Origin of the sequence: Ligilactobacillus animalis KCTC 3501 = DSM 20602 (assembly GCF_001434535.1) — a bacterium.
GTDB classification, from domain to species: domain Bacteria; phylum Bacillota; class Bacilli; order Lactobacillales; family Lactobacillaceae; genus Ligilactobacillus; species Ligilactobacillus animalis.
Genome location: NZ_AYYW01000001.1, coordinates 1 through 14,812 on the forward strand (window position 1 = coordinate 1; position 14,812 = coordinate 14,812).

Here is a 14,812-nt window from a genome sequence, read left to right on the forward strand (position 1 = left end):
CAAAAGTCTATCACAAATGGCTTTTTATTTTTCTAACTTAATTTTACAAACTGCGAAAAAATAATATCACAGATCAAATTGAAACTTTTCTGATTATACGGTGTAGCACTGCCAAATTTAGCTAGATTACGTTCGATCTTGGCCAAAAATGGTTCGAGTTCTGCGGGGGAAAGTGCGGGTAAGATCAATTGGAAGAACTTAAACTCATAGTCGGTCCAAGAAAAAGCTTGGATCAAATATGTGTATAAAGCATTGTCACTTAAGTTATATGGTTGTGACTTAAGTTGACGGATCACTAGATCTAAGGCACCTAAAACATGGGTGTAAAAATCATTGTGCTTTGGCTGGGCGAGTGATTGCGCTTGGCGATAACAAAGGATCAGCCCCTCATGATCCTTTGCTCGCGCAGCCAGGATGACTTTGAGAAAGAACGTATCTTCTTTAGAAGTATTATAGCCGTTAGCAATATATTCTAGCTTGGAAAATGAAACATGGAGCTGATCGAGTAAAGCGAGTAAAGCGAGTAAAGCGAGTAAAGCGAGTAAAGCGAGTAAGTGTTGGCTATAGATATCGGTCTTTCCAGAAATAAAACGGTTGTAGCTTGAACGCGACATATTATCGCCGATCAGGTCAGAGACCTTGATGTTCTTGTTGGTTCTAAGCTCTGAAATAACTTTGTGATATTCCATTGCTTTAAAGCGCTATATAGCGAATATGGAATTATGCAAGTTGCATAATTTAGAAAGAAATATAGCTTTCCTTTCATAATTTTGTGCAATAACTACGGGAAAAGTAAGCCCATCTTCCACATTTTACCTTTCTAAGATGGTTTGTAGCTCAGTTATGGGGGAGTTTGCTTTCCATAGTAGTATTAGTTTTATCTTTTTATATATAGTACTTTCTAAGGAGAACGTTTACAAGAAAAGTGCCTAATCTGACACAAAAGTACCTTTTTAGCACAAAAACAGGTCAAAAAACTAAAGATAGATTAGAATATAGCTATAGATCAGCTAATATATATCTGTAAGAGAGAAACACAAAATCCATAAAAGAGACACTTTATTACAGAAACGCATCCACCCAATATAGCTCCTGTATAATATATTGCTGATTTTTGATGGATCAGACTTTGATTCATTATTTAGGTTTGAGACTTAGTATATGAGTTTTGATCTGATACGCTATATAGCTTAAGATCCCACCCAGATCTTAAGCTATATTGTGCGTGTAGAGTGTAAGCAAATGCGATAAATAAAAGAGCCTTACCCTGATGTGTGACATCGTGGTAAGACTCTTATTATTGACAGTTATTTTTGTTCAAAAAAAGCTTCATAAATGTATTTGACAGCTTTATCAGCATCAGCGCTCTTAGTCCCGAGCATGATCGAAACTTCAGATGACCCCTGGTTGATCATGTGGATGTTGATATTGTGATCTGAGATAGCTAGGATCACATCTTTCATGATCCCGATACGATTGATCATCCCTTCGCCAACGACCATGATCAAGGCATAGTCATCGATCCAGCGCAATTCATCGGGTTGGATCACCGCACGAATATCACGGGATACGGCTTCTTTTTTAGCTTCAGTCAACTGACTGTTATCAAAGATGATGGTCAGATCATCGATCCCAGAAGGCATGTGTTCATAGGAGATCCCGTACTTGTAAAGGATGTTTAAGATCTTTAGAGTGAACCCGACTTCTTTGTTCAACAGGAATTTGTGCAAGTACAGTGCGGAAAAATGTTTAGCACTTGAGATCCCAGTGATCGGGGTGATCGGAGTAAATTCTTGATACGGAATGATCATTGTGCCGGGACGCTCTGGATGGTTAGTATTTTTAACGTTGATCTTGACCCGTCCTTCGATCGCAGGGACGATCGCTTCATCGTGAAAGACCGAAAAACCAGCATATGAGAGTTCGCGCATCTCACGGTAAGTCATTTTGGTGACCGCGTATGGATCATGGACTAATTTAGGATTAGCCGCGTAGATCGCATCCACATCGGTAAAGTTTTCGTAGAGTTCAGCGTTTAACCCGCGGGCCACGATCGCCCCGGTGATGTCTGAGCCACCACGTGAGAAAGTCGCGATCTCACCTTCTTTTGTTACCCCAAAAAACCCGGGAAATATCAATTTCTCATCCGCATAGTCTAAACGAGCTAAGTTCTCATAAGTCACGGGTAAGACTGTGGCGTCGTTAGGATCAGAGCTGACTAATAAGCCAACTACACGGGGATCGATGAAACGAGCTTTGATCCCTAGATGATTTAAGATCAAGGTCAACAGGCGGGCATTGAAATATTCCCCATGTGCTTTAAAAGCTGCTAAAAGATATTCGGCACTGGGATAAGTCCGCTCTTGGAGCTGTTGTAATTCTTTTTTGAGCCAAGTAAGTCCCTCAGCTGGTAACTCAAAAGTTTGGGCGATCTCTTGGTAGCGGTCAAAGATCTTTGCTTGGACTTCTGTTGTATCTAGATAATTTAAAAATCGTTCCGCATAAGTGATCAAAAGGTCGGTCACTTTGATATCATCGCTAAAACGTTTGCCCGGAGCCGAGGTGATCACGGCTTGGCGCTCTGGTTGAGCGGTCACGATGGCGATAACTTTTTTGAACTGTTCTCCGTTAGCTAAAGAACTTCCACCAAATTTAACAACTTTCATAACAAAAAACCTCTATATCTTATCTAATTTTGCTCAACGAGTTTGAACACTAATTTTTTCATATCTTTAGGATCACAAGTCAGATCATGTAAGAGTGGCGCAGTAAAGAGTTCCGCGATCGTTTGCGGATAAGGCTGGGCGATCACTTGCTGTAACTGTTCCAAGGCCGCTAATCCAGTTGCTTCTTGGCGCTTGTCTAAAGCATCTAAGACAGCTTCTGGGAATTTATACGGGCTAGCAGTAGAAACGACGATCATCGGAGTGAGGTCGTCTGTCTTTAACTGGTATTGGCGGGCGACAAACGAACCGACTGCAGTATGAGGATCGAGCGGATAAGCTTCTTTTTCAAAAACGCGTTTGATCTCGGTCGCTGTCTGGTCGATCGTGGCGAAATCAGCAAAGAATTCAGCTTGTAATTTAGCGATCAACTCAGCGTCAAGCGTATAAACGCCACGAGTACTGAGTTGGTTCATCAATTGCGCCGTTTTAGCTGCATCTTGGTCTAACGTATAGAATAATAAGCGCTCTAAGTTGCTGGAGACTAAAATGTCCATCGAAGGCGAAGTCGTCACGTGGAATGGACGTTTGCGGTCATAGATCCCGCTGGCAAAAAAGTCAGTTAAAACATTGTTTTCATTTGAAGCACAGAGCAATTTTTTGATCGGTAGCCCGAGTTTTTTAGCGTACCACCCAGCTAAAATATCGCCAAAATTCCCCGTTGGTACACTGAAGTTGACCGCTTGCCCTGCGGTGATCTTACCGGCTTTGAGCATTTGGCCATAAGCGTAGAAGTAATAGACCATTTGTGGGAAGAGACGCCCGATATTGATCGAGTTAGCTGAGGAGAATTGATAGCCCTGCTGACGTAGCGCAAGTATCATATTAGGATCATCGAAGATCTCTTTGACCTTGGTCTGAGCATCATCGAAGTTTCCCGTGATCGCCACGACATGGGTATTAGCGCCGGTCTGGGAGCGCATTTGCTTTTCTTGGACTTCGCTGACCACGTCTTTAGGATAAAAAACGATGATCTGGGTATCTTTAACGTCGGCAAATCCCGCCATGGCAGCTTTACCAGTGTCACCTGAAGTCGCAGTTAAGATCACTGTTTTTAGCGCTGTTTGATTTTTTTGGGCTGCTAATTGCAGTAAATGAGGCAATAATTGCAATGCAAGATCTTTAAAAGCGATCGTTGGACCGTGGAATAATTCCAAATAAGCGAGCTCATCGGTGAATTTGACGGGCGTGATCTGGGGTGAGGTAAAGTTATCCCCATAAGCTTTGGCAATACATTCTTGTAATTCGGTAGCAGTATAATCACTAAAGAATGGTTGTAAAATTTTTAAAGCCAATTCTTGATAAGTTAATTTTGGTAGATCCATTAATTCCAAGTTTAGTTGGGGTAAATGATCTGGGACAAAGAGACCGCCATCGGGACTCAGGCCTTGTAAGACAGCTTGTGAGGCTGAAAAGGGAGTAGCATGGTGGTCACGCGTGCTACGGTATGAAATTACCATAAGCTCACATTCCTTTCGAGTAAATTTGAGTTCATACTACCAAAGTAAAGTTAAAATAACAAGTAAAATTTATTAGTTAAATTAAATTAGGTGTTTAAAATATTTTGAGTGGAATTTGAATATGTTAATATTAAGAAAATATGACTTTTTTAGACACGGAGGAATGCGCGCATGAAGACGATCGATATTGGGATCTTAGGCTTAGGAATAGTAGGTAGCGGGGTCGTGAAGATCTTACAGGATAATGCACAAAAGATCACAGACATCACGGGTTGCAAATTAAATGTCAAAACGGTGGTCGTGCGTGATGTGACCGCTAAGCGCAACGTGGATCTGACGGGGATCGAATTGACCGATGATTTTACCAAGTTAGTGACCGATGATGATATCAAGATCATCGTCGAAGTGATGGGGACAGTCGAGACTGCGCGGAGTTATATCAAGCAACTACTCAATGCAAAAAAACATGTGGTGACGGCTAACAAAGATCTGATCGCCCAACATGGTCCTGAGTTATCCGAGCTTGCCAAACAAAATCACTGTGATCTCTTTTATGAAGCTAGCGTTGCTGGGGGGATCCCGATCTTGCGTACGATCGTCAATTCATTTGCGGCCGATCAAGTAGAGTCGGTCTTAGGGATCGTCAATGGGACGACGAATTTTATTTTGACCCAGATGACACAAAATGGACTCTCATATGCCCAAGCTTTAAAACTTGCGCAGGAAAAAGGTTTTGCAGAAGCTGATCCAACTAATGATGTCAAAGGTAAGGATGCTGCTTATAAGATGATCATTTTGACGCAGTTTGCCTTTGGGAAAGATATCACCGTCGATGATGTGAAGCTCGAGGGGATCGATGGTGTGCAGCTGGCCGATATCAATGAGGCGGCCCAACTAGGCTATACGATCAAATTGTTAGGGATCGCTAAGCTCATCGATGATAAATTGGACGTTTCAGTCGGACCAGTGCTCGTCCCTAGTTCACGTCCGTTGGCAGCGATCCAAAATGAAAATAATGCCGTTTTAGTGACCGGTAAGGCTGTCGGCGAGACGATGTTTTATGGTCCAGGTGCTGGTGAATTGCCGACCGCTAACAGTGTTTTGAGCGACATCATCGCGGTCACCAAAGATATCGTCTTAGAGACTACTGGTAGTCGCTTTAACGGCTATGTCAAAAACGTTGCTTTGGCCCCAGCAAGTGATGTGATCTATCCATACTATCTTTCTTTGGTACTTCCCGACAAACCGGGACAGATGTTGAAATTAACTGAGATCATGGCCAAACAAAAGGCTAGCTTCAATGTGATCAAACAGACTGGTGAAAGCCAAGGTACGGCGCGGATCTCGCTTGTAACACATACGATGACCGAGGCGCAACTGAATGCGATCAAGGCAGAGTTAAAAGAAATGCCCGAGATGCAGTTACTGGCTGCGTATAAAGTATTGGAGGGGTAATGTATGCAAAAGATCATTGTACCCGCTAGCAGTGCTAATTTGGGCCCCGGCTTTGATTCCCTAGGGCTAGCCGTTGATCGTTATTTGACATTAGAGGTGTTGGAAAAAATGCCTAACTGGCAGATCGAACATGACCTTGGCCCGGAAGTTTCACATGATGAAACCAATTTAGTCATTAAATCAGCTTTGACCTTAGATAAAGATCTCACACCGCACAGAATAAAAATGAACTCTGAGATCCCCTTGGCGCGTGGCCTTGGCAGTAGTTCGGCGGCGATCGTGGCGGGGTTGAAATTAGCCCAAGTTTTATCGGCTAAACAGTTTTCGGACCAAGAATTACTTGAGGTAGCTACTAAGCTCGAAGGTCATCCCGACAACGTGGCTCCAGCGTTATTCGGGGGACTGACGATCTCACTGATGGTAAATGAGCGCCCACAAACGATCAAGGCTACCTTTCCTGAGATCGGGCTGTTAGCGTATATTCCTGATTTTGAATTAGAGACTAAGGTCAGTCGCAGCGTCTTACCCGAACGATTGGAATATGCGACTGCAGTCCGCGCGGGAAGTGGGGGCAATGCTTTAGTGGCAGCCTTATTGACTGACGATCTAGAGCTGGTGGCTGAATTGATCGAACAAGACGGCTATCATGAGCCGTACCGTGAAAAATTAGTCCCGCATTTAAAAATTTTACGTGAATTAGGCCATAAAGTAGAGGCTAAGGGTACGTATTTGAGTGGGGCTGGCCCGACTGTAATGACGCTGATCGCACCTGAAAAGATGGCTTCATTCATCAAGGCTGCCAGAGAACACGGCTTGACCGGTGAATTTACCCAATTAGCAGTCGATCAAAAAGGCGCCCGTAGTGAAGAAATTTAAATAACCTTGTTAAAACAGATCTAAAACTAGGAAGAGTAGTTTTAGGTCTGTTTTTATCTATGCAGTCGATTATTGGGATATGAGAAACTTTACCGAAACTGGGATCGAATGGATCGTTCGTAAAATTTCCTCCTTTATACTTGTAAATAATAAACTTAGCTTTAATTTACTTTAAAGATAGGATAAAATAACACTTGGAAGACTAGCATGAATTTTAGATGGATGTATCAAACTAAATTATAGTAGTGCTTTGGCTTCGCATTGTATTTTTTTTTGAAAACATGAGATAATCAATAAGATATAAAAATGAGTATGAGGAGATGCAGTCAGGCGTGCTAGCTGTACCAGAGATAAAGAAATTATTACAAGAACACCAATTATTGCAATCACTTGTGATCGCACCAAAAGCAGAAATGTTTACCGAAATTACATACGATTCCCGTAAAGCTGGAGCCCAAACGCTATTTATCTGTAAGGGTAATTTTAGACCTGAGTATTTAGCTAGTGCCAAAAAAGCCGGGGCAACAGGCTATGTGGCGGAACAGTATTACCCAGAAGGCGATGGGATGACCGCGATCATCGTTTCCGATGTTCAAAAAGCAATGGCCTTGTTGGGTGCTGCTTTTTACGATTATCCCCAAAATGAATTGTTCATCATCGCTTATACGGGGACAAAGGGCAAAACGACCTCGTCTTACTTTGCCCGTGGGATCTTAGAAACAGCGACTGGCGATCGGACCGCGTTATTTTCCACGATCGACCGGATCTTAGGACCTGAACCAGACCAACGTTTTAAATCCAACTTGACCACACCCGAGTCCTTGGATCTATTCCACGATATGCGTCAAGCGATCAATAACGGGATGAATCATTTAGTCATGGAAGTCTCCTCACAAGCTTATAAGAAGAGTCGTGTCTATGGCCTGAAATATGATATCGGGCTATTTTTGAATATTTCACCTGATCATATCGGTAAAAATGAACATCCGACTTTTGAAGATTACCTGTTCTGCAAAGAACAACTACTTTTGAACTCTAAGACTTGTGTGATCAATGCTGAAACAGCACATTTGTTGGATGTTTATCAAACAGCTAAGGCGAGCGTAGGGACCGAAAATATCTATCTTTATGCCCGCAAAGATGCGCAGCTGAGTTTTGATGTGCCGGTCGATTTTGAGATCGCTAATGATTTTGAAGATCTTAAACAAAGTGAATTTAAATTGAGCGCTAAGACTAAAAAAGCACAGTCCTTGGCGATCGATGGCACTTATACGATCGCTTTAGCGGGTGATTACAATGAAGGTAATGCGGTGAGTGCGATCATCGCTTCAGCTTTAGCCGGGGCACGTAAAGCAGTCGCACAAGAAGCTTTACCACTCGTTAAAGTTCCCGGTCGGATGGAAATGTTAACGTCCAAAGAACACGGAACGGTCTACATTGATTATGCCCATAATTATGCAAGTCTGAGTGCGTTGCTCAAATTTTTACGGCAACAGACACATGCCGGAAAGATCAGAGTCGTGGTCGGAAGTACCGGTGATAAAGGGGTCTCACGGCGCGAGGGCTTTGGGAAAGCACTGAGCGAAGAAGCTGATATTGCTTACTTGACGACTGATGATCCTGGATTTGAAGATCCAATGCAGATCGCCCAAGAGATCGATGCGCATATCGATCATGAGCGTGTTGAAGTCATTTTTGAACTTGATCGTAAAAAAGCGACCCGTTTGGCGATCGAAGCTAGCACAGCTGAAGATGTTGTTGTTTTAGCGGGCCGCGGTGAAGATAAGTATCTAAAAGTTAAAGGTGAAGAGATTTTATATCCGACCGACGTTGAATTGGCACAAGAGATTTTGGAGGAACTAGAGTAATGGCAATTGAAACAGCAGATTTTACCCCGATCCTTTTGGGGAGCGATTTTAATGTGTACGGCATGGCGCGTTCATTTTATGAAATATTCCATAAGCCGGTCAAAGCATTTGCGCAACGAGAATTAGCTCCAACACGCTTTACAAAGATCGTGGATCTCGAATTGATCGATGGTTTTGCTGAAGATCCAGTCTGGATCGAAGAGATGTTAAAGATCAAAGAACGCTATCGTGACCATGCAGAACCGGTCATCTTGATCGGGTGTGGCGATGGGTATGCAGAGCTCATCGTGCGCCACAAAAAGGAATTAGAGGATGTCTTTGTTTGTCCATATATCGATGTTGATATGTTGCATCAGTTGAACAACAAGGAAAACTTCTATAAGGTCTGTGAAAAATATGACCTCCCTTATCCTAAGACTCAAATTATAACCAAGGAAATGCACGACAGCGGTGAGAAGATCGAGCAACCATTTGACTATCCGGTAGCTTTAAAACCGGCTAATAGTATTGCTTGGTTAGATGTTAAATTCGAAGGACGTAAGAAGGCTTTCCGGATCCAATCGCGCGAAGAATTTGACCGGATCGTTGACTTATCCTACACTAATGGCTATACGGGTGATTTTATCTTACAAGATTTCATCCCAGGTGATGATAGTAACATGCGGGTCTTAAATGCCTACGTTGACCAAGATCACAAGGTCAAGATGATGTGTTTAGGTCATCCATTATTGGAAGATCCAGCTCCATCTGCGATCGGTAACTATGTAGCGATCATGCCAGAATACAACCAAGAGATCTATGATACGATCCAAAAATTCTTAGAAGAGATCAAGTTTACCGGTTATGCTAACTTTGATATGAAATACGATGTGCGTGACGGCAAATACAAGCTCTTTGAGATCAACTTGCGCCAAGGCCGCAGTAGCTTCTTTGTGACCTTAAATGGTTATAACTTGGCACAGTGGGTCGTACGTGATTACGTGACGGGTGATCTTAAGGACGCAGAAACGCTTTACTGCAATGAACATAACGACCACGCTGCTTTATGGTTGGGTGTTCCAGTGAAGACTTTCAAAAAATATGCCCGTGAAAATGAAGCAAAGGAACGTGCTTTAGAGTTGATCAAAGAAAACCGTTATGGAACAACATATGAATATTCTGAAGATATGAATCCTAAGCGGTGGTTATTGATCAAGTGGATGAACCACAATTATGTAAAGAATTTTGCCCGTTATTTTGCAGAAAATAAAGGATAAGATACGATGAAAAACTTTTTTACAATTATCGGTGGTATGGGAACGATGGCGACCGAAAGTTATATCCACCAGTTGAATTTACGCACTAAGGCGCACCAAGACCAAGATTATTACAACTACACCTTGGTCAATCATGCGACAGTGCCAGATCGAACGGCGTATATTTTGGATAATACCAAGCCTAACCCGCTACCAGAATTGATCGAAGATTTTAAGCAATATGCAACGCTGGGACCAGACTTTTTCACTCTACCATGTAATACGGCGCATTATTTTTATGATGAGCTTGCTAAAGCTGTCGATGTGCCGATCTTACACATGCCTAAAGAAACGGTCGCTGAGATCAAAAAGCGCTATCCGGAAGCTAAAAAAGTCGGCTTAGTTGCAACGCAAGGTACGATCCGTGATCAGATCTACGATAAAGAGATCTTAGCTGCTGGCTATGACTTAGCTAAGCCAAGTCCAGCCGTTCAAAAGATGACTGACGAATTGATCTATGATGATATCAAGGAACAAGACGTGGTTGATGGTAAGCTATTCCATGACCTAGTAGCCCAAATGATCCAAGAAACGGGCTGTGATGTTGTGATCTTGGGCTGTACTGAATTATCACTTGCCCAAGAGCGCGAACCGATCACTGACTTACCGATCGTGGATAGCCAATCTACTTTGGTCGACCGTACGATCGAGTGGGCTGATAAAACACAAAAGAGTGTGAGATAAAGCGATTAGCGCCGTACGGATAACGGGAAAATCACCATGATGCGTTTTTGGCATCATGGTGATTTTTTTGTTATCTGCTAGGCGTTGCTTTGACGAACACGTTTCAAAAGAGTGTGAGATAGCTTTTTTTGATGCTAAAGAGACTGTCGAGTGTAAAGTTTCCTTCCGCAAAGCGCGTGAGTTAGTCAAAATACTGAAAAAGTGAACAGATCAAAAAGTCGTTAAACAAGGGGGTAGTCTTGTTTAACGACTTTTTGGCAATTATTAGTTAGAGAGTGAGATCGATGAAACTATGTGACACGTGGACAGGGGCAGCCTAAAAAGTTAAGCAGGATGTTAAGACTACTTACCACAATGTCAATAGATCGAGCTATAAGCTGGGGTGGGCGCAACCACTAAAAGCTAACAGCACCGATTCATCACCTCTTTCATTATGGATAGTTGAGGTTCTCTCAACGTAGATAAGTATATACCTCAGTATTTTGCGAAAAACTATTGATTTTCTACCAAAATATGCATATATAAGCCTAGCTTTATTTTAAGCCGATAATAAAATTTATCTGACTTATCAAAATTTAAAATTCACTTAAACATTTACTAAGTAAGGTAAAATAATTTTCGGGGAAAATAGTTGATATAATCGGATTTTTTATGGATATTATTTTAAAAAACATTGTAATGATTACTTTAGTATTGCTCACAATTGAACTCGGCGGTATGATAACAGTAGAGTTTAAACAAAGGGGAGAGAAATGTGAAGAAATGGTATGAAGCACTAGATCAAGAAGATGTTACTTTTTTACATCAGTTAGCACAGGCAAATTTTAAGCTGTCAAAATTATCTGCTGAGACAGAGGAATCGTATTTTATGCTTAAAAAGCGGATGCAAAAGTTAAAACATGCTCTAGTTCAAAAAACAACGGGAGATAGTGATTTTAAGGCGTATTTGGATTTTTTAGTCGAGCAACGGATCTTACCCTGCTCGATCGCAAAAGTTCTATACCAAAAACATTTAGAAGGATTAGAATGATTAAAAAAAGCGCGATAATTGCCCAGCATAGATAGATATGGTATTTTAAGGTATGTAATAAATTTAAAAGTTTAGAGGCAAATTGATGAAAAAAGGAATATTATTGATCAATCTTGGAACACCTAAAAGTCCGAATGTTAAGCACTTACGACCTTATTTAAGACGCTTTTTAGGAGATAAGCGTGTGATCGATACTCCAGATATGATCTGGAAACCGATTTTGGAATTGATGATCTTACCCCGGCGACCTAAATTTTCTGCTCAGATGTATCAAAAGATCTGGTCAAAAGAATACGGTTCACCGTTGGCCTATTATACTAAGCGGCAATGTGAATTATTACAGGCTCTAGTACCTGATACAGTAGTCAAATATGCTTTTAGTTATAGCGAGCCTGATATTGCTCAGGTTTTAGCAGAATTTGAAATAGAAAAAATAACTGATCTGTGCATCGTTGCGCTTTATCCGCAATATTCGACAACAACGGTGGGCTCGGTCAGTGATGATGTGATGCATTTTTATCATAAGCGTACTTATATCCCAAATATTAAATTTATCACTTCGTTTTACGAAAATGAGACTTATTTGAAATTAGTTGCTACTAAGATCAAAACTCAGTGGGTAAAGAAACCATATGATAAATTGATCATCTCATATCACGGTATTCCAGTCAGTTACGTCAAAAAGGGAGACCCTTATCAAAGGCAATGCGAAGAAACGACTGCCAAACTACAAGCATTATTACCAAACATCGAGATCTTACATACATATCAATCAAAATTCGGACCGGCTAAGTGGTTAGAACCGGCAACTGATGCGACCGTCGATCGTTTACCTAGCCAGGGGTGTAAGAATCTACTAGTGATCTCACCGTCATTTATATCTGATTGTTTGGAGACGAAGTATGAGTTGGGGATCGAGAATCGAGAGATCTTTAAAAGAGCAGGAGGAAAGATTTTTGATGTCGTACCTTGTTTGAACGATGATCCCGAATTTATTGAGATCTTACATGACTTATGTGAGGTAACTAATTACAGATAAAAAGAAGACACAATGAGGCGTATTTTGCGTCATTGTGCCTTCTTTTTATCTACTGTCTAACCCAGCCAGCGGTAACTACTATGTTATTTCGAAGGCCAAATAGCGACTTAGAACATACCCTTTGTTTAGGTTATCCTAAAAATATATTTCGCTTAGCTTTAAAATGTGCTATGATAAATTTGAAAAGTGAGGGGGGATCTATAATGAAGGTCAAAGATTTTGTCGTAGCCTTTTTGACAGAACAAAATATTAATGGGATGGCTGTCAATTTGATCGGGAATTTGGGTAAGACTTTACGCTTGGCTCAAACGCGTTATCCCGAATATAATAATCTTTTTTACGATAAGCGACTATGGACTGGCAAACGTGATATCACTAGCTGTATGAGCTATCCAGTGACTAAGTTAGAGGGGCTCTATGTTACCGCAAATACCGATAAGACGGCAAATGAGCAATTAGTTCAGATATTTAAAACTAAGTTACTACAGCTAAAAAAAGAATTGGCAGAACTTCCAGAAGAACGACCAGAACGCCTGTTATTTACCGGGATCAATGCATTGTTTAAGCGACCAACGATCTTTGTGGAGACAAGAGATGAATTATATTTGATGCTTGAGGATAAGTTTCAAGCATCAGAAAAAGTGATGTTAGCACGATTTGATTTCTTTAATTTGGGGATCTTTTCATACAAGGATGTCGCTTATTATGAACTAGTTACAGCTACTGGAACAGAACTTTCAGGATCACAGCTCGAAAAGCATGATCTCACGGTGATCTTGGGTCAATTATTAGCTTTTATGACGATCGCAGGGATCACGCAAGCAGATTATGCAGCAATGAGTGCTTATTTCAGTATGTCAAACTACTAGAAAATAATAGGCATAAGAAAGAAGCTCTGTGAAAACAGCTTAAGCCATTCTCACAGAGCTTTTCTAAAACTATTTACTCTTTACATATGTAGTCAAAAAGGGGGGTGGCCCCCTTTTTCATTTCATTAAAACAGATGTGCTAAAATTGGTAATAACCAGATCCAGAAAATACAGCTTACTGCAAAGAAGACAGTTGAAACTGCAACTGAACTTGCACCTTCTTTAACGTAAATGTTGTAGCGACTAGAAATAATAATTCCGGAAAATGCCGGTGGCAAAGCAGTCGCCAAACAAAGCATAGAGATCTTAGTTGGATCTGACCCCATACCACAAAGATAAGCGACGAGCACAATAACTGCAGGAGTTAGGAATAATCTAAAGAAGGTATTCCAAAGTACTTCTTTATTAATTGAGAACTTAACTGTCGATAAAGCGAGCCCGGCTGCTAAAACAGCGACCCCGGCATTAGCTTTAGCAATTAGGTCAAAAGTTGGTGCCCAAGCAGTTGGGATTCTGATCCCAATTAAAACACAAAGCACCGCAATTAATGGAGCAGCAGCCACTGGTTGCTTAATAGCGTCAATTACAGATCTCAAAGTTGGATCCATTGGTTTATGAGGTTCATCAGCATGGTCGGCAATTTCTGCTCGAGCCAAGTCGATCTCACGTTCTAATCCCTTTTCTTTTAGAGCCTTAGCTTCGGCATCAGTAACTGGAACACCATCGGGAATAGTTACCATGACTTTTTGCTTGATTTTAGTGGACCCTTGCTTCTTTATATCTTCTACTTCTACGTTAGTTCCCTTATTATTATTTGCTTTAGCCTTCTTTTTAGCTATAGCTTGCCCCTTATTGATCAAAGCTAACCCCAATGGAATAGTGATCGCATTGACAACAATGGATACGATCCCGATGACAAGGTTAGTTGATGCGTTATTCCCGTAGATAGGGTCTAAAACAGCAAAACCAAGGAAACCAATTGTGGGAGAACCAGCGATCAAGGCACAAACCGCCGCTTGCTGGGTAGTTCTATGGAAGAACAACTTATCCAAATAGTAACTTAACATAAATAAGCCCACAACACCAAAAATAGAAATCAGCGTTAAGATAATGTCTTGCGCAAACATTTTTCTTGTAGCTTTAACGATCGAAATGAATAAAGCGGCTGGTAATGCGATATTAAGAACTAATTTATTTAGCCCTTGCCGTTGGTCATTATCGAAAAAGTAAAATTTTCCGCAAAGATAACCGAGTAACATGATCACTAAAATTGGACATATATCATTTACTAAAATGCTAATCATTTACATAACTTCCTTATAATTATATTTGATAGGTGTTACATTCAAGTCGACTATAACACTCATCATAATGTAAATCAAAAATTTAAGATTTTAGCTGATGTTTAAGCGTAATTTTACATTCTTATAGATCAGCGCCATAAGTAGTAACTAAATATTTTATTTTTTGATATAAAATTTCCGATAGTTTTTTCTTGCTAATAAATATAAAA

At 40.9% G+C, this 14,812-nt stretch carries 12 protein-coding genes; 8 read left to right on the forward strand and 4 right to left on the reverse strand.

Annotated features, from left to right (window positions below; all coding sequences use genetic code 11):
* Positions 1 to 32: 32 nt before the first annotated feature.
* The 3 genes from FC30_RS00005 to thrC form a co-directional block, all read right to left on the reverse strand.
* Positions 33 to 689, reverse strand: a complete 657-nt coding sequence (locus FC30_RS00005; protein WP_056938445.1) for a hypothetical protein — start codon at positions 687 to 689, stop codon at positions 33 to 35.
* A 618-nt stretch (positions 690 to 1,307) separates the two neighbouring features.
* Positions 1,308 to 2,666, reverse strand: coding sequence for an aspartate kinase (locus FC30_RS00010; RefSeq protein ID WP_010690119.1), 1,359 nt, complete (start codon positions 2,664 to 2,666; stop codon positions 1,308 to 1,310).
* A gap of 23 nt (positions 2,667 to 2,689) precedes the next feature.
* Positions 2,690 to 4,183: a threonine synthase gene (gene thrC / locus FC30_RS00015; RefSeq protein WP_010690120.1), complete on the reverse strand. Its 1,494-nt coding sequence runs from the start codon at positions 4,181 to 4,183 to the stop codon at positions 2,690 to 2,692.
* A gap of 171 nt (positions 4,184 to 4,354) precedes the next feature.
* Here thrC and FC30_RS00020 point away from each other — a divergent pair, with 171 nt between their 5' ends.
* The 8 genes from FC30_RS00020 to FC30_RS00055 all read left to right on the forward strand — a co-directional run bounded on the left by FC30_RS00020 (position 4,355) and on the right by FC30_RS00055 (position 13,299).
* Positions 4,355 to 5,638 (forward strand): homoserine dehydrogenase, encoded by a 1,284-nt coding sequence (locus tag FC30_RS00020; protein WP_010690121.1) that lies wholly within the window; start codon positions 4,355 to 4,357, stop codon positions 5,636 to 5,638.
* A 3-nt stretch (positions 5,639 to 5,641) separates the two neighbouring features.
* The gene (gene thrB, locus FC30_RS00025) at positions 5,642 to 6,514 is read left to right on the forward strand and encodes a homoserine kinase (RefSeq protein ID WP_010690122.1); all 873 of its coding nucleotides are present in this window, start codon (positions 5,642 to 5,644) and stop codon (positions 6,512 to 6,514) included.
* 320 nt (positions 6,515 to 6,834) lie between these two features.
* Positions 6,835 to 8,382, forward strand: coding sequence for a UDP-N-acetylmuramoyl-L-alanyl-D-glutamate--2,6-diaminopimelate ligase (locus FC30_RS00030; protein ID WP_050778957.1), 1,548 nt, complete (start codon positions 6,835 to 6,837; stop codon positions 8,380 to 8,382).
* A complete protein-coding gene (locus FC30_RS00035) occupies positions 8,382 to 9,638 on the forward strand; it encodes a carboxylate--amine ligase (RefSeq protein ID WP_010690124.1) in 1,257 nt (418 codons plus the stop codon). The genes FC30_RS00030 and FC30_RS00035 overlap by 1 nt, the downstream gene beginning before the upstream one ends.
* A 6-nt stretch (positions 9,639 to 9,644) precedes the next feature.
* Positions 9,645 to 10,361 carry an aspartate/glutamate racemase family protein gene (locus FC30_RS00040; RefSeq protein WP_010690125.1) on the forward strand — a complete coding sequence of 239 codons (717 nt, stop codon included), beginning with the start codon at positions 9,645 to 9,647 and terminating at the stop codon, positions 10,359 to 10,361.
* A gap of 754 nt (positions 10,362 to 11,115) precedes the next feature.
* Complete coding sequence (locus FC30_RS00045; RefSeq protein ID WP_010690126.1) at positions 11,116 to 11,391, forward strand: hypothetical protein; 276 nt, start codon at positions 11,116 to 11,118, stop codon at positions 11,389 to 11,391.
* Between the two features lie 85 nt (positions 11,392 to 11,476).
* A complete protein-coding gene (gene hemH, locus FC30_RS00050) occupies positions 11,477 to 12,430 on the forward strand; it encodes a ferrochelatase (RefSeq protein WP_010690127.1) in 954 nt (317 codons plus the stop codon).
* Positions 12,431 to 12,633: 203 nt separating this feature from the next.
* Entirely contained in the window at positions 12,634 to 13,299 is a 666-nt protein-coding gene (locus FC30_RS00055) for a hypothetical protein (RefSeq protein ID WP_010690128.1), read from the forward strand.
* Positions 13,300 to 13,424: 125 nt separating this feature from the next.
* Here the strand turns inward: FC30_RS00055 and FC30_RS00060 are convergent, their stop codons facing one another.
* Positions 13,425 to 14,603 (reverse strand): AEC family transporter, encoded by a 1,179-nt coding sequence (locus tag FC30_RS00060; protein ID WP_010690129.1) that lies wholly within the window; start codon positions 14,601 to 14,603, stop codon positions 13,425 to 13,427.
* Between the last annotated feature and the right edge of the window lie 209 nt (positions 14,604 to 14,812).